This window comes from Leucobacter alluvii (assembly GCF_039530485.1).
GTDB classification, from domain to species: domain Bacteria; phylum Actinomycetota; class Actinomycetes; order Actinomycetales; family Microbacteriaceae; genus Leucobacter; species Leucobacter alluvii.
Genome location: NZ_BAAAOP010000003.1, coordinates 251,356 through 266,580, shown reverse-complemented (window position 1 = coordinate 266,580; position 15,225 = coordinate 251,356). Strand labels below are relative to the sequence as shown.

12 protein-coding genes and 1 tRNA gene are annotated in these 15,225 nt (G+C 68.7%); 4 read left to right on the top strand and 9 right to left on the bottom strand.

Annotated features, from left to right (window positions below; all coding sequences use genetic code 11):
* Positions 1-14 precede the first annotated feature (14 nt).
* Positions 15-1,376 carry a cytochrome P450 gene (locus tag ABFX18_RS03220; RefSeq protein ID WP_346057362.1) on the bottom strand — a complete coding sequence of 454 codons (1,362 nt, stop codon included), beginning with the start codon at positions 1,374-1,376 and terminating at the stop codon, positions 15-17.
* Positions 1,377-1,510: 134 nt separating this feature from the next.
* Here ABFX18_RS03220 and ABFX18_RS03215 point away from each other — a divergent pair, with 134 nt between their 5' ends.
* Positions 1,511-2,470, top strand: coding sequence for a DUF4031 domain-containing protein (locus tag ABFX18_RS03215; RefSeq protein ID WP_346057361.1), 960 nt, complete (start codon positions 1,511-1,513; stop codon positions 2,468-2,470).
* 94 nt (positions 2,471-2,564) lie between these two features.
* Here ABFX18_RS03215 and ABFX18_RS03210 read toward each other — a convergent pair.
* The 4 genes from ABFX18_RS03210 to ABFX18_RS03195 all read right to left on the bottom strand — a co-directional run bounded on the left by ABFX18_RS03210 (position 2,565) and on the right by ABFX18_RS03195 (position 7,713).
* Positions 2,565-2,639 (bottom strand) — tRNA-Gln (locus tag ABFX18_RS03210).
* A gap of 139 nt (positions 2,640-2,778) precedes the next feature.
* Positions 2,779-4,113 (bottom strand): diaminopimelate decarboxylase, encoded by a 1,335-nt coding sequence (lysA, locus tag ABFX18_RS03205; protein ID WP_346057360.1) that lies wholly within the window; start codon positions 4,111-4,113, stop codon positions 2,779-2,781.
* Positions 4,114-4,398: 285 nt separating this feature from the next.
* Complete coding sequence (locus tag ABFX18_RS03200; RefSeq protein ID WP_346057359.1) at positions 4,399-5,919, bottom strand: APC family permease; 1,521 nt, start codon at positions 5,917-5,919, stop codon at positions 4,399-4,401.
* 168 nt (positions 5,920-6,087) lie between these two features.
* Positions 6,088-7,713 carry an aminotransferase class I/II-fold pyridoxal phosphate-dependent enzyme gene (locus ABFX18_RS03195; protein WP_428833629.1) on the bottom strand — a complete coding sequence of 542 codons (1,626 nt, stop codon included), beginning with the start codon at positions 7,711-7,713 and terminating at the stop codon, positions 6,088-6,090.
* 134 nt (positions 7,714-7,847) lie between these two features.
* Here ABFX18_RS03195 and ABFX18_RS03190 point away from each other — a divergent pair, with 134 nt between their 5' ends.
* The gene (locus ABFX18_RS03190) at positions 7,848-8,783 is read left to right on the top strand and encodes a LysR family transcriptional regulator (protein ID WP_346057358.1); all 936 of its coding nucleotides are present in this window, start codon (positions 7,848-7,850) and stop codon (positions 8,781-8,783) included.
* A gap of 280 nt (positions 8,784-9,063) precedes the next feature.
* Here ABFX18_RS03190 and ABFX18_RS03185 read toward each other — a convergent pair whose 3' ends face one another.
* Complete coding sequence (locus ABFX18_RS03185) at positions 9,064-10,131, bottom strand: TerC family protein (RefSeq protein WP_346057357.1); 1,068 nt, start codon at positions 10,129-10,131, stop codon at positions 9,064-9,066.
* Positions 10,132-10,393: 262 nt separating this feature from the next.
* On the opposite strand from ABFX18_RS03185, the gene ABFX18_RS03180 reads away from it, so the two are divergent.
* On the top strand, positions 10,394-10,882 hold the full coding sequence (locus tag ABFX18_RS03180) for a MarR family winged helix-turn-helix transcriptional regulator (RefSeq protein WP_346057356.1): 489 nt from the start codon (positions 10,394-10,396) through the stop codon (positions 10,880-10,882).
* Positions 10,879-11,589, top strand: a complete 711-nt coding sequence (locus ABFX18_RS03175) for a hypothetical protein (protein WP_346057355.1) — start codon at positions 10,879-10,881, stop codon at positions 11,587-11,589. The genes ABFX18_RS03180 and ABFX18_RS03175 overlap by 4 nt, the downstream gene beginning before the upstream one ends.
* Positions 11,590-11,649: 60 nt before the next feature.
* Here the strand turns inward: ABFX18_RS03175 and ABFX18_RS03170 are convergent, their stop codons facing one another.
* From ABFX18_RS03170 to ABFX18_RS03160, 3 genes are all read right to left on the bottom strand, one after another.
* Positions 11,650-13,230 (bottom strand): hypothetical protein, encoded by a 1,581-nt coding sequence (locus ABFX18_RS03170; RefSeq protein ID WP_346057354.1) that lies wholly within the window; start codon positions 13,228-13,230, stop codon positions 11,650-11,652.
* Positions 13,227-13,856 (bottom strand): ATP-binding cassette domain-containing protein, encoded by a 630-nt coding sequence (locus tag ABFX18_RS03165; protein ID WP_090150000.1) that lies wholly within the window; start codon positions 13,854-13,856, stop codon positions 13,227-13,229. The genes ABFX18_RS03170 and ABFX18_RS03165 overlap by 4 nt, the downstream gene beginning before the upstream one ends.
* A gap of 391 nt (positions 13,857-14,247) precedes the next feature.
* Complete coding sequence (locus ABFX18_RS03160; protein ID WP_200331781.1) at positions 14,248-15,207, bottom strand: Ppx/GppA phosphatase family protein; 960 nt, start codon at positions 15,205-15,207, stop codon at positions 14,248-14,250.
* Positions 15,208-15,225: the final 18 nt, after the last annotated feature.

Here is a 15,225-nt window from a genome sequence, read left to right as displayed (position 1 = left end):
TCGCTCGCCTGCGCTCAGTGGAACGGGCACTTCGCAACGGCCGCCGCCGCGCGCACCTTGCCTCCCGAGGCCGGCTTCGTCGGCAGACGGCGTCGGTTCACCTCGAGGCCCTCGTCGAGTATGCGCACACGCGGGTCGCTCAGTGCCGCGGCCGCAGCAGCGAGCCCTGCAATGGCGAGCTTCTCCCCGGGGCAGCGGTGGCCCGTCGCGACTCCCGCACCGCCGTGCGGGATGAAGGTGTCGATCGCCTCGTAGTCGTCGACCCCCAGGAATCGCGAGGGATCGAAGGCACCGGCCCGCTCCCACGAGCGGTCGTCGGTGTTCGTGCCGAGGATGTCGAGGACGACGCGCCCGCCCTTCGGCACCACTTCTCCGTCGACCTCGATGTCCGTCGTCGCCCAGCCGGGCAGCACCGGCACGAAGGGAGCAGTGCGGCGCACCTCCTGCGCGAAGGCGACGGCGACCGGGTCATCGACGAGGGCGCCGCCGCGCTCCTCCACCGACGCGGCGATGCGATCGCGCCACTCGGGCCGGTCGTGGAGTTCTTTCGCGGCGAACGCGACGAAGCGGGCGACGGCGACCATTGGACGGATGCAGTTCTGCAGCTCGATGCCGGCGAGATTCGCGGGGAGCAGCAGGTCGTTCTCGTCCCGGTGCCACGCCCAGGCGCGCAGCGCCGATCCTTCCGGAGCGTCGAGCTCGCCCCCGCGCACCGCCTCGATGAGCTTGTGCGCATGACGGTCGGACCACGCGCGATTCGCGGCTGCGAGCGGAAAGCTCGGCGAGTACGGCGCCCCGAAGCCGTCCACGATCTGCGCCATCCGCGCCGACCAGCGGGTGAGCGCCTCATCGGTGCCCGGCAGCCCGGCCCAGTGCATGATGGCGCGTCCGAGAGCCCCGGCTGCCGCGTCGTACGCCGACCGATCGCCGCCCGCGATCCACTCGTCTCGCTCGGCGCGCCACTCGCGTTCGAGCAGCGGCTTCAGCGCCTCGACCGCCGCGTCTTCGTACGCGACGTCGACGAAGGTCGCTTTCCGGTGACGGTGCTCCGTGCCGTCGAGGCTGTGCACTGATCCGTGGCCGAACAGCGTCTCCTGCACGAATGCCGGCATCGCCCCGTGGCGAGCAATGCGGTCGTTGTCGTAGAACGTCGCAACGCCTTCGGCTCCGCGTACGAGCAGCGCCTGCCGCCCCAGCAGCCGCATGGGTACCGCTCGCGCTCCCGCTCGGGTGCGGTCCCAGATCGCCGCACCGAAGCCGTAGCCGCGGGTCATGAGCTTCGGTGCGTCGTCCTGCACCAGTTTCGCGATCCCGACGCGCGCCTTTCGCGCCGAGCGAGAGAGGGGGTCGGTGAGTACGGAAGGTGAAGTCGCCATGGAACCCATGGTCGCAGCGCCCGGGCTGAGCGGCCAGGGGGCGGCGTGCGGAAACTCGTTGTGGTAGGCGGTGAGCGTCGCTTCTGCCGACGCGGCTCCTCCGTGCACCGGTATGGGAGCAGTACGCTGAACGAATGGCGATCCTCATCGACCCGCCGGCTTGGCCCGCGCACGGCACCCTCTGGAGCCACCTCGTCTCGGATACGAGCACCGATGAACTGCACGCGTTCGCGCGGTTGCTCGGGTTTCCGCGTCGAAGCTTCGATCTCGACCATTACGACGTCGCCGCCGCGAATTTCGATCGTGCCGTGGCGCTCGGAGCACTGCCCGTGACGGGCCGCGAGGTGGTGCTTCGACTGCGCGAGAGCGGGTTGCGAGTGCGCCAGGTGGATCGCGATGCGGTCACTCCCCTGCGCCGCCGGCAGTACCTCCACGAGCAGTGGTGCGTGCTGGGCGTGCAGCTCGGGGTCGCGAGCACCGCCGTCGATGTGTGGCGGAAACTCGGCGACGATCTGCTCGTGCGGTGGAACGAACCGCATCGCAGGTACCACGACGAGCGACACCTCGAAGACGTGCTGCTCGCACTCGATCACCTGGAGACACGTGGAGAGCGCATCTCCCCCGCGACGCTGCTGGCGGCCTGGTTCCACGACGCGGTGTACACGGGAGCCACCGGTGATGATGAGCGTGCGTCTGCGGCGCTGGCATCGTCGGCACTCACCGCATTGGGACTCCAGAGCGACCTCGTCGACGAGGTTCGCACGAGCATCGTCGCGACGATTCCCGATACGGATGCGGGCGTGAGCGGGCCGCGATCCGGCCCGAGGGCACGGCCGGGCACCCCGGTCGCGCACCTGCTCGATGCGGATCTCTGGATCTTCGCATCGTCTCCGTCTCGCTATGCGGAGTACGCTGCGGCCGTGCGCTCGGAGTACGCGCACGTTCCCGACGCGGACTTCGCGGCAGAACGCGCCCGCATTCTCGAGGCGTACCTCGATCGGCCGTCGGTGTACGTCACCGCCGCCGCGCGCCATCTGTGGGAATCGCGTGCGCGTGCCAACGTCGCTGCAGAGGTCGCGCGCCTCTGGAGTTAGAACGGATACCGCGACTGCATCGGCTGTATCGGCGGGCGCGCGATTCGTCTCCGGGCGACACGCAAAAACCCCCGGTAGAGACCGGGGGTTGCACTGGCTGGGATACCAGGACTCGAACCTAGAATGACGGTACCAGAAACCGTAGTGTTGCCAATTACACCATATCCCAAAGCGGAAATCCGCGGCCCTGGAGGAGCGCGGCACCGAGAGTTAACTCTACCCCGGAACGCCCGCGAACTCAAAACGAGGCGGTGACGTGCGCGGCCCGCGCGCGTCGCCGCCTCGATTCGACAGCGGTTCGCCGCGGACTACCCCTCGAGCGCGGGCGCGTGCAGCGCCAGCAGTTCTTCGTACGTCTCGCGCCGAGCCACCAGGCGGGCGGCGCCGTCGCGCACGAACACGATCGCGGGCTTGAGCGCACCGTTGTAGTTGTTCGCGAGGGTGTACCCGTACGCACCGGTCGTCGCAACGACGGCGAGGTCGCCGACGCGAGCCTCGGGCAAGGGTGCACGATCGACGAGCAGGTCGCCCGATTCGCACTGGCGACCGACGAGCTGCGACGTCTCCGTCCAGGGATCGAGCGCTCGGTTGCCGAGCAGCGCTTCGAAGCGCTGGCCGGTGAGGGCGGCATCCATCTGGTCGGCGAGGCCTCCGTCGACGGCGACGAACGTGCGACCGGTGCGCTTCACCGTGGTGACGCGGTACAGCGTGACACCGGCGCGCGCCACGATGGCGCGTCCGGGTTCGATCATGATGCGGGCACCGGACGGCAGGTGCGCGCGAGCCGCCGCCACGATCGTGTCGAGGTATGCGTCGACCGACGGCGCGACCTCGTCGTAGGTGTATTTGACGCCGAGCCCGCCGCCCACATCGTAGACGTCGAACTCGCCGGCCGTCGAGATCTTCGCAACGGCCTCGCCGAACTGCTCGACGTCGAGGATCTGCGAGCCGATGTGCAGGTGCACGCCCTCGAATTCGAGGAGGGGGTGCGCGCGCATGCGTTCGATGGCCGCGAGCGCCTGGTCCATCGGGAGTCCGAACTTGGAGTCGGCCCCGCCCGTCGCCTGGGAGGCGTGGGTCTTCGCGTCGACGCCCGGAATCACGCGCAGGAGGAGCTTCTGGGGCTTCGTGAGCAGGCGCTCGAGGCGATCGAGCTCGTCGGTGTTGTCGACGATGATCGTGTCGACTCCGGCGTCGATGGCCATGCGCAGCTCGGCGTCCGTCTTCGCATTGCCGTGGAAGTGCAGCTTCGACGGAGACACTCCGGCTGCGAGTGCGAGGCGCAGCTCTCCCCCGCCGGCGATGTCGACCGACAGCCCCTCTTCAGCAGCGACCCGGTACATGCCGACGGCCGGGAACGACTTCGACGCGAACAGCACCTCCGACTCGGGCCACCGCGCATTGAGGCCGTCGATGAAGCGCCGGATCTGTCGGCGCAATCCGGCCTCGTCGTAGACGTACAGCGGCGTACCGTACTGCTCGGCGAGCTCGGTCACGGGCACTCCGCCGAGGTGCAGCACGCCAGCTTCGTCGACGGCGGATTCCTCTGGCAGGATCGACCAGAGCTCACCGAGACGGTTCCCCTCCGGGGTGGGCTGCGAGAGGACGGGGGTCGACGTGGAAACGCGAGGTACTGCGGTCATCTGGGTACTCCAAAGATCAGGTCGGGATTCGACCGGTGGGCGCTGAGGCGCGCTGAGTCGCCTCGAAACAGTGGGATTGGGCACGGCGCTGATCGCGCTACACGTACCCCGTCCACGCCTGCAAACGGCCGACCGGCGGCGAGGCCGATCGGCCGCGCTTCGCGACTCGCATCCGCTCCTCCTGCATACGCTCCATCTTGTCTGGCGCCCCGTGCCCGGTCAACTCGCGCCGAACGTCGCCCCACCGGCACGAGGCAGCGAAGCCGCGGGCCGGGCGGTGAGCGGCTACTTGCGCGGCGCCACGCGATCCTCGGACTCCTCGAGCTCGCCGCCGTCGTACAGCTCCCCTTCAGAGGAACCGAGCCGGTAGCGCCCGGGACCGACGAGCACGATCATGCCCGTATCGATGCGACGCCCGAGCACCGAGTTCTTGCGGCCGGTGAAGTAATACCAGACGAGCACGAGCGCGGTCCAGATGGCGAACACGATGATCGTGATCGGGCGCAGATCCTTGATGATCCAGAGGCAGCCGATGATCGACAGAATCGGGATGACGGGATACAGCGGCACCTTGAACTTGCGCTCCAGATCCGGTTCGCGATGGCGCAGCACCATGACCGCGATCGATACGACGGTGAAGGCGGCCAGTGTTCCGATCGACGTCATCTCGGCCAGGAAGTTGATCGGCAGCACACCGGCGAGGATCGCGACGATGACCGACACGATGATGGTGTTGGCGATCGGGGTACCGGTGCGCGGGTTGACCCTGCTGAAGATCTTCGGCGCCATGCCGTCGCGCGACATGGTGAAGAGGATGCGCGTCTGGCCGTAGAGCACGACCAGCGTCACGCTGAAGATCGAGATGACGGCGCCCGCGGCGACCACGGTGCCCGGCCACGAGGCTCCGACGATGTTCTCGAGGATCGCCGAGAGTCCGGCGCTCTGGCCGTCGAAATCCTCGGTCGCCTGCGCACCGAGCGCGGTCACGGCGACGAGCACGTAGACGGTCGTCACCAGGATCAGTGCCGTGATCAACGCGATCGGCAGGTTGCGGCGCGGGTTCTTCGCCTCATCGCCGGCGGTGGCGACGGCGTCGAGGCCCACGAACGAGAAGAAGATGATGCCGGCGCCGGTCATGATGCCGCCGAGCCCGAACGGCGCGAAGTTGGCGAAGTGGTCGATGTTCCAGCCCGTGATGCCGACCGCGACGAAGAAGAGCAGCACTGCGATCTTGATGACGACCATCACCGTGTTGGTGACGACGGAATGGGTGGTGCCGCGAATGAGCAGCAGGCAGCAGAGCGCGATGAGGATCACCGCAGGCAGATTGATGATGCCGCCCTCTTCAGGCGCGTACAGCAGCTCGGGCGGGAACTGGAATCCGAAGAGATTGTTCACCAGCTGGTTCACGTACTGCGACCAGCCGACCGCGACAGCGGCGGTCGAGACGCCGTATTCGAGAAGCAGGCAGGCGGCGACGCCCATCGCCGGCAGCTCGCCGAGCGTGCTGTAGGCATAGGAGTAGGAGGATCCGGAGACCGGCACGGAGCTCGCCAGTTCCGCGTAGCACAGTACCGAGAGGCCCGCGACGAGCCCGGCGATGATGAACGACCAGATGACCGCCGGCCCCGCGATCGGCACGGCCTCGGAGAGAATGAAGAAGATGCCGGTGCCGATGGTGCCGCCGACGCCGATCATGGTGAGCGGAACGAGCCCGATGCTGCGCTTCAGCTGACTCCCGCTCTCACCCCCGTCGCGTGGAACGGGCTTGACTCGGAAGAGCTGCTGCCGCAGAGAGCTTGCCATACGTGTCTTCTCCAGACTTCGTTGTCACTGGGCCCCGAGGGCCCGGTCATTCGTCCCTCGGTGCTCGCGCAGTGAGGGTTCCTGGTCTTCCAGGAGATGCTCGGATCTCGAGCAATCCGCGGCGGTGGGCCGCGAAGTCAGAGCGGCGCCGTCGCAGGCGCCGCGGGGTCAGCCGCCGGCCAGTACTCGGAACCGATCGACCGCCGGGTCGATCGCGCCGCGCACGTAGCCGGTCGGAGAAGCCGCGACCGCCTGCAGAAAGGCTACCGCTTCCTCGGTGATCTCTTCGCCGGGCATCACGTTGGGGATCCCGGGCGGGTACGCAGCGAGCGTGTCAGCGGAGACACGGCCCACAGCCTCGGTCGCGCTCACCACTTCGGTCGCGCCGAAGAATCCGTCGCGCGGGCTGACGCGGTACGCGCCCGGTGCCGGCAGGCTCGGGAAGTCGTGGGCGTCGCCGGCAGCGGCCCGCTCGCGGTCGGCTTCGGGCGACTCGACGCTCGCCACGATCGCGGCGTACACGGCATCGAAGTCATGCGACTTGCCCGCGCCGATCACGGCCACGATCGACGTTGCCGTCGACATCTCGAAGTACATGTCGTGGTGCTCGACGAGGTGCTGCCGCAACCAGTGCCCGCCGACGCCCGCTCCGCTCACGTCGATCGGCACGCGCAGCAGGTCGGTATCCACGATGTCGTCGAACCGGTCGAAGGTGTCGCTCACCACGGCGAACCGGGGGTCTTCGCGAAGGATCTCGCGGAAGCGGCGCGCTCCCGCGACCGAGCGCCCGATCGACTCCTCGCCCGTCGCGAGTGCGTGCCGGGCGATGTCGAGCGATCCGCGCAGCAGCGCGCTGGTCGACGTCGAAGCGGTCATGCTGAAGGCTCGTTCGATGAGCGGCTCCAGGCGATCCGCGAACGGACCGTCGCCCAGGTGCAGCATCGCCGACTGCGTCAATGAGCCAGCGAGCTTGTGCGTGCTCGAGATGACGACGTCGGCGCCGAGGCGTGCGGGCGACTCGGGAAGCTCTGGGTGGAATCCGAAGTGCGGGCCCCAGGCGCCGTCGACGATGAGCGGAGCGTTGTGGGCGTGCGCGACCCGCGCCAGACCCTGCACGTCTGAGACGGACCCGAAGTAGCTCGGCGAGATGACGTAGACCGCGTGGGCGGGGTTCCCAGCCTGTTCGGCTTCGACCAGCGCCGCTTCGAGCGCTGCGGGCGAGACGCCGTGCGCCATGCCGTGCTCCGCATCGACGTTGGGCATCACGTAGCTCGGCGTGATGCCGGCGAGCAGGATGCCGTCGCTGAAGCTGGAGTGCGCACTGCGCTGCGCGAGGATGCGGTCGCCCAGGCCGCGGGCCGCGAGTGCGATCGTACGATTCGCCTGCGACGCGCCGTTCGTCAGGAACCAGGTGCGCTTCGCGCCCCAGGCGTCGGCGGCGAGCTCCAGGGCTCGGTCCAGGGGTGTCTGCTCCTGGCCGCGCGCGAGCAGGTCAACGCCGTCCATGAGCATGGGGATGTCGAGTCGGAGCGCGCGCTCGCCCAGGAAGCCGGCGAGTCGTCCGCTGAGATCGTCTTCCGTTCCTCCGTGCCCGGGCACCATGAGCTGCACCGAGCCTCGATCTGCGTACGCTTCGAGCGCATCGGCGTAGGGCGCGGCGCTGTGATCCAGCTGGAAGCGCGGCGTCGGCTGCTGCTCAGCCGCTGCGCGCTGCTCCGACGGCATGATCGAGGCCCCGGCTCCCGAGAGCTCGGAGGGCGCGATCATCTGTGCGGGAACATCGGTGTGCAGCATGGTTGCCATCATGACCGGGACCGGACGTGTGCGGAACCCCCGTCTCCCCTGTGATGCCACATACGTCGTATGTGAGAGGATCACTTGTGTGCCCGAGAGCACCACATGAGATAAGTGACTGGAGCAGTGCAGCGATGATCGATCTCCGACAGTTACAGGCGCTCCGCGCGGTGCAGCGCGAGGGATCCGTCACCCGCGCCGGGCGCGCGCTCGGCTGGAGCCAGCCGACGGTCGACTACCACCTGCGCAACTTGGAGCGGCTCGTCGGCTCCCCAGTGCTCGAGCGCTCCAAGCGCGGTTCGACGCCGACACCCGTCGGAGTGCTGATACTCGATCGGGGCCAGGAGATCCTCACCCTCACCGATCGCGCGCTGCGTGATGCGCGCGATCTCGCCCAGATGGGACGGGCGCGCCTGAAGTTCGGCACGTTTCCCACCGCTGCGGCGAAGCTACTGCCATCAGTCGTGTCCCAAGTCGCTGACCTCGGCATCGAGATCGACGCGGTACTCGAAGAGGTGGGTCCGCTCGTCGCGCACGTCAACGATCGCACTCTCGACGCCGCGCTGCTGTACTCGGTGCCGGGATACGAGGTGCCGCTGCGACCCGACATCGTGACCACCGAGGTGCTGCGCGATCCGCTGCTCCTCGCGCTCCCGGAGGATCATCCGCTCGCCGACCGCGCCTCGATCGACCGCGAAGCGCTCATGTCACTGCACGGTGAGCGCTGGCTGCTCGGCACGAGTCTGCACGACCCGATGGACTCGGTGCTCGTCGACGCGTTCTCCGCTGAGGGGCGCGCCCTCGAAGTCGCAATTCGAACCGATGACTTCCAGGTGATGCTCGGGATGATCGCCGCCGGCATGGTGATCGGGCTCGTCGCGAAACTCGCAGCCGGCCCCACCCACCCGGGCGTCGTGCTCCGCCCGATCGACGACCCGGCATTCGCGAGATCCGTGCTCCTGGCGGCCCCGCCTGAGGGGACCGGCGAGCAGCCGACGACGGCCGTGCGCCAGCTCGCCGTCGCGATCCGGCACGCGGTGGCGCTGAGCGAGCACCCAGCCGCCGGGTAGGGCCTGCGGGCTGCCGCGGCCCGCCCCCGCGCGCTCGCGCACGCGCCCGCGCCCGCACGCTCGCGCACGCGCCCCCCACCGCCTCCGTCTGCGCGAAAGCGCACTTCGGCACCCGCGCACCCTGGAAGCGAGCCGAAACCGCGCTTTCGCGGCTCGAATTCCGGCTACGCGGAAGAACAGCAGTGCCCCCTCGGTCGAAACCTCGAGGGCACTGCGCGCTTCAGGCTCAGCTTGCGTGGTCAGCGCGCGCGTTCACGCCGGCACTCAGGCACGAGCGGAGCTACTGCTCGTCGGCTGATCGCTGGCGCGCGGCGCGCGCATCGGCGATGTCGGATCCCGGGTCGGCTGCCCGGTCCCGTCGATCCTCGATGCGCTCGGCGGCCTTGCGGTCGCCTCGCGTCTTGCGAAGACTCAGGATGGTGGCGACGGCGATGGTCGCCGCGATGAAGAGCAGTGAGAACCAGATCGGAATCTCGGGCACCCAGAGCAAGGGCTCGCCGCCGTTGATGAACGGGAGCTCGTTGACGTGCAGCGCGTGGAAGACGAGCTTCACGCCGATGAAGGCGAGAATGACTGCGAGTCCCTGCGAGAGGTAGACGAGACGTTCGAGCAGGCCGCCGATCAAGAAGAACAGCTGGCGCAGCCCCATGAGCGCGAACGCGTTCGCGGTGAACACGATGTACGCCTCATTCGTGAGGCCGTAGATCGCGGGGATCGAGTCGACCGCGAAGATGAGGTCGATGAACCCGATCGCGACGATCGTGAGGAACATCGGAGTGAAGAAGCGCTTGCCGTCGATCTTGGCGGTGAGCTTGTCCTCGTGATACTCGTCGGTGACCGGGAGCACGCGGCGGACGAACTTGATGAACCGCCCGTTCGCCGGGTCGGCGTCGTGGTTCGCGAACGCCTGGCGGTAGGCGAGGAAGAGCAGGAGCGCGCCGAAGACGTAGAAGATCCAGCTGAGGTTCTCGATGAGCGTCGCACCCACCGCGATGAAGGCGCCGCGCAGGATCAGCGCGATGATGATGCCGACCATCAGCACCTTCTGCTGGTACTTCTTCGGCACCGCGAACGCGCTCATCACGAGCAGGAAGACGAACAGGTTGTCGATCGACAGCGCCTTCTCCGTGAGGTAGCCCGCGAAGTACTCCCCTCCGAAGTTCCAGCCCGACGTGAAACCGATGCCGACGCCGAAGAGGAGCGCGAGGCCGATGTAGAACGCCGACCAGCGCGCAGACTCGCCGGTGGTCGGCTCGTGCGGCTTGCGCACGTGCGCGAAGAACTCGTAGACGAAGAACGCGATCGTGACGAGGATCGTGATGATCCAGATCATGGGGGTGACCTGCATGGGGGCTCCTAGGGGTCGGTGGAGGACACCAAGGTCTCTTCCACCCCGATCGTGTCACGGATTCCGTGAGTTCGAGGCCAATAGCCCGAAGTACATCGATGCACTCGTATTGACGGGACTACTGCGGATGGGAATACTCCCCCTGCATCACCCACCTTACCGAACCCGCATTGGAAATCGCACACATCGCGAACGTTGCGCAGGAGTCTGCACTGAAACAGCCTCATAGTGAAGGGAGGTAACAATGATGTAGAGTACCGATATGTCCCAGCCCGCCAGTTCACCGATGGCGACGCCGCCCCCCACTGTGCTCGATCGCGTGCTCGCCATCGGCCAGCTCCTGCAACTCGACATGGAGCGGAGTTTCGCCGGCACCGGTCTCACCACCTCGCGGACGCACCTCCTCTGGGTGCTGCACCACGCCGGCCCGTCGACGCAGCGCGACCTCGCCGCTGCGCTGGAGGTGAGCCCGAGGAACGTGACGGGCCTCGTCGACGCACTCGAATCGACCGGGTACGTCTCCCGAGAACCGCATCCCTCCGATCGCCGAGCGACCCTGGTGACGCTCACCGGCATCGGCAGAGGAGCGATGGAGCGAATGGCGGATCAGCACGCGGATCTCTCACGCGCACTCGTCGCAGGTCTCGCACCCGATCATGCGGATGCGCTCCTCCGAGGGCTCGAGCACGTGGAAGGCGTCCTCGCGCGTCTCATCGCCGAAGCCTCCCCCGAGGTGACGGAGGCGACGTGACACAGCCAGAAGACTCGACACCGGCGACGCCCCCACGATCCGACGCACGATCGTCCAATCGCCTGCGCACACGTCTCGCACGGCTCGCCCGGCAGGCCTGGCGCTGGGAGGTCGGAGTCTGGAGCAGCCTGTGGCGCTTCGCGGCGCGACGGCCGCGCGCCCCGAAGGGCGGGGTCGCGTTCGCGTATCACGCTCCGATTCGCTCGATCCTCGTCATCTTCATCGTGCTCTCGGCAGTGGAGATCCCGATCCTCGATCTCATCGCCCGCCCCTGGCCGGTGATTCGCATCACGCTGCTCGCAGCGGGCATCTGGGGACTCATGTGGATGATCGGCCTGCTCCTCGGGTTCATCACGCGCCCGCACACCGTCGCCCCCGGCGGGATCCGCGTGCAGGAGGGGCCGCAGCTCGGTCTCGAGCTGAGTTGGAGCGATATTCACTCCGTGGCCATCGTCGCCGATGTTGCGCACCCTCCGCCGAAGCCGCCCAGATTCACGAGCAGCGACCGCGGACGGATCCTCCATCTGCGCGTGCAGAACGAGACGAACCTCGAGATCGTGCTCAAGCACCCAGTCGAGGTGCGACTCCCGGATGCGACCGAAACGGCACGGATCGTGCGCTTCTGGGCTGACGAACCGCGCGCCATGCTCGAAGCGGCACGGCCCCACCTCGAAGGCGCATCCGCATCACACGCAGCGCAGTCCTAGCCGGTCCGCCAGCGCGGGCGCTCCAGCCGAGCGCCCATGCTCGTTCCCGACCCCAAGGCCTCAGCCCGCGTCCGTTCGCCGGCCTCTCCAGCGCGCAGCGCAGACGGCGGCCAGCAGAGAGCACGCGGCGATGCACCACGCCGGCGCGATCATCGCGAGCGGCGCCGTCGCACCGACCAGTGCGACGAGCACCACGCCGTCGATCGACCAGACGAAGCGCACCGCACCGCTCAGGTCGCCCTCCGGGGTGGGAATCGGAGCGAGCAGCCGCAGCGGCAGCGGACCTTTCAGCGCGTTGCTCACCCGCGCGAGCACGGCGCACATTCCGACGATGGCGGAGCCGAGCACCGCGGCGAGCGGCGGCGCTCCGAGCAGGAATGCTGAGGTGGAGGCCGCGATCACGGCGATCATCAGCACGGCGAGCACCGGGAAAACGGTGTGCAGCGCGAGCAGGTGGGCGTCGCCGACACCGTAGATGGGCAGATCGGCGGCGACAGCCGCGGCGTGACGAACGCCGTCGGTGAACGGACCGAGTGCGCCGAAAGCGAGCACTGCGGCGAGGGCGCTGAGTACCCCGAACCCGACGCCGGGCTCCGTCGCGCTGCTCGCGAGCGTCACCGCGACGCTGGCACCGGCGACGCCGACCGCACCCGCGGTCAGCCGTCCCGGCGTCCGCGCGGCACCGAGCACGTCGCGGATCAGGAATGTCCGTGCCAGTGCGACTCCGCGTCTCCCGCGTGGGCCTGCGCGCACCGCACGAACACGCCTTCCGGCCCAGGGGCTCCCCCGGTAGGTCGACAGCGCGGCGTTGAAATCCATGCCGTACGCGTGCACCGCGGAGGCCGCCCATCTCGCGGCCTGCGACTCGAGCACCTGAGTGTCCAGTCGCGCGAAGAGCCTCGGAGCGATCGACATCAGCACGAGGGCGAGCGCGCAGAGCAGGGTGAGCGGCACGAGCCAGGACGCGCCGACGGAGAGCTCCCCCGCGGAAAGCGCCGCCTCGCGCCAGAGCGCGGCGACCCATCCCCACGGCGTGAAAGGAGTCAGCGAGGGAAACGCGATCGTGATGCCCGTGAGGATCGCCAGAGCTGCGGACGAAGCTCTGGCCACCCGCGGTACCGCTTGCCCGGTGAGCCAGGCCAGCGTCGCGATAACGCCGACGCAGGCGCCGATGCACGCACCCAGAGAGGCGACCGCGAACAGGTCGAGGAGCGTCACCCCGCGCGCCACGCCGAGCAGCGTTCCGAGCGCTGCTCCGACCATCGCGGTCGTCGCAGTGAGCGCGGCACCCGCCCGCACGACGCTGCCGCCGAATGCCGAAATGCGCGACAGCTCGCTGCGCGCAAAGGTGTACGTGAGCAGAGGCGGACGCAGTGCCGGGCCGCGGAGACCGCCGAAGAGCAGCGCGAAGACCCACAGGCCGGCGACGCAGAGCCCGCCGACCAGCGGAGCCTCCGGCGCCACGAGCGCGTGCAGCACGTGCGGCTGCGAGACAGCACCCCAGAGCGCGCGCACCGCGGGGGCGACGAACGCGATCGCGACCATCACGCCGAGGTAACCGGCGTAGCGCCGGTCGCTGGGCGAACGAGCGTGCGAGGCGTTCCAGATGGCGAGGGCGGCGCGAGCCGGGCGGTATCTCATGCGGCGCCCTGCAGCCAGAGGGTACGGCCCCCGATACCGGCTTCGAGCACGTCGCTGTGCGTCGCCACCACGACCGCAGCACCAGACTCGCGGCGCCGGTTGACGGCGCCGACAACCAGTCCGATGCGATCGACGTCCAGCCGCTGCTCGGGTTCGTCGAGCACGAGTGCGTCAGACGGGCGGGCGAGCACGAGGGCGAGCCCGAAGAGCTGCGTCTGCCCCGACGAGAGTTCGTGCGGGAACCGTGTGGCGAGGGGGCTCAAGTCGAGCTCATCGAGCACGCGGCAGGTCAGCCGCTCGGCGTCCCGGCCCGACGCGGACCACGTCGTCGCGACGAGCAGCACATGATCGCGCACCGTGAGGTCGGGCGCGAGCGGCGGCATCCCGATCATGGCCGCGACGCTGCGTCGAGTGCGCGGGTCGCGGGACGCGGCGTCGCGCCCGTCGATGCTCACTGTGCCGCTCGACGGCGACCTCAGGCCTGCGACCAGTCGGAGCAGCGTCGACTTCCCCGATCCGTTCGCTCCACGCACGACCACGGCGTCACCGCCCGCCGCTGCGAACGAGGTGGGACTCAGCAGCGTCACCTCGCGCTCCCGAACCTCGGCATCCTGAACGACGATCATGCGTCCATCTTCGCAAACGCGGGCCCGAGTCGGATCTCTCGACCGGTTCTGCGCGGCACGTCGGACGAAAGCGCAGTTCGGCATGCGGGTCGGCGTGCGATGGACCTCGACTGCGCTCTCGACGCACGACGGGCCGAGACTCCGGCGAGACACCTCGTCCGGCGACTCATCGGTTCAGGCCTCGGAGCGCACCGGCTCGGCGCCGCGGCCGTCGAGCGCGTCCATCTTCGCAAACGCGGGCCCGAGTCGGATCTCTCGACCGGTTCTGCGCGGCACGTCGGACGAAAGCGCAGTTCGGCATGCGGGTCGGCGTGCGATGGACCTCGACTGCGCTCTCGACGCACGACGGGCCGAGACTCCGGCGAGACACCTCGTCCGGCGACTCACCGGTTCAGGCCTCGGAGCGCACCGGCTCGGCGCCGCGGCCGTCGAGCGCGTCGATGTATCGCAGCACGATCCCCTCGCGCAGCGCCCACGGCGAGATAGTGAGCGTCTCGACTTCGAACACCTTCATCGCGGTGCGCAGCACCACGGCACCGGCCATGATCTGGTAGCCGCGCTCCGGAGTGATTCCAGGCAGGTACTCGCGCACCGCGCCGGGCATCTCGCGCAGGGAGGGCTCCCATTCGCGCAGGCCGACATAGTGCAACTGCGCGAGGTCTCCCGTCACCGGATCTGAGGGACCCCCGACGAGCCGGGCGAGTGAGCGGATCGTCTTCGACGTGCCGACCACGCGCTTGGGTCGAGGACGGTCGGCGAAGAGCTCGTCGCGCACCCTCGTGAACTCGGCTCGAGCGTGGGCGCGCAAGCGGGAGACCGCTTCGCGCGAGGGCGGATCCTCGGCGAGGAAGTTGATGGTGGATCGCCCGGCGCCGAGCGGCAGCGACACCTGCACATCGGGGTACTCATCGGCGCCCTGAGCGATCTCGAAGGAACCGCCGCCGATGTCGAACAGCAGCACTTCTCCAGCTGACCAGCCCAGCCACCGACGCACCGCCAGCATGGTGATACGCGCCTCGTCCTCCCCCGACAGCACGTGCAGCACGATGCCCGTCTCGCGGGTGACGCGCGCCAGCACGTCCTCGCCGTTCGCGGCTTCGCGGATCGCGCTCGTCGCCGTCGAGATCAGGTCGTCGACGCCGATCTCCCGCGCGATCTCGGCGCATTCACGAATCGCTTCGACGATCCGCACCACGCCTTCCTCGGCGATGGCGCCGTCGGCGTCGAGGTAGCGCATGAGCCGCAGGACCGAGCGCTGCGAGTGGAACGGCACAGGGCTCGCACCCGGATGGGCGTCGACGACGAGCAGGTGGACGGTGTTTGATCCGACGTCGATCACTCCAAGACGCATGGGGCGATTCTAGTGGGA

Coding starts and splice junctions, on each gene's coding strand:
- ABFX18_RS03185 (WP_346057357.1), bottom strand. CDS start 10,131: ATGCAGGTCACCCCCATGATCTGGATCATCACGATCCTCGTCACGATC.
- ABFX18_RS03160 (WP_200331781.1), bottom strand. CDS start 15,207: ATGCGTCTTGGAGTGATCGACGTCGGATCAAACACCGTCCACCTGCTC.
- ABFX18_RS03165 (WP_090150000.1), bottom strand. CDS start 13,856: ATGATCGTCGTTCAGGATGCCGAGGTTCGGGAGCGCGAGGTGACGCTG.
- ABFX18_RS03200 (WP_346057359.1), bottom strand. CDS start 5,919: ATGGCAAGCTCTCTGCGGCAGCAGCTCTTCCGAGTCAAGCCCGTTCCA.
- ABFX18_RS03195 (WP_428833629.1), bottom strand. CDS start 7,713: ATGCTGCACACCGATGTTCCCGCACAGATGATCGCGCCCTCCGAGCTC.
- ABFX18_RS03180 (WP_346057356.1), top strand. CDS start 10,394: ATGTCCCAGCCCGCCAGTTCACCGATGGCGACGCCGCCCCCCACTGTG.
- ABFX18_RS03190 (WP_346057358.1), top strand. CDS start 7,848: ATGATCGATCTCCGACAGTTACAGGCGCTCCGCGCGGTGCAGCGCGAG.
- ABFX18_RS03220 (WP_346057362.1), bottom strand. CDS start 1,376: ATGGCGACTTCACCTTCCGTACTCACCGACCCCCTCTCTCGCTCGGCG.
- lysA (WP_346057360.1), bottom strand. CDS start 4,113: ATGACCGCAGTACCTCGCGTTTCCACGTCGACCCCCGTCCTCTCGCAG.
- ABFX18_RS03215 (WP_346057361.1), top strand. CDS start 1,511: ATGGCGATCCTCATCGACCCGCCGGCTTGGCCCGCGCACGGCACCCTC.
- ABFX18_RS03170 (WP_346057354.1), bottom strand. CDS start 13,230: ATGAGATACCGCCCGGCTCGCGCCGCCCTCGCCATCTGGAACGCCTCG.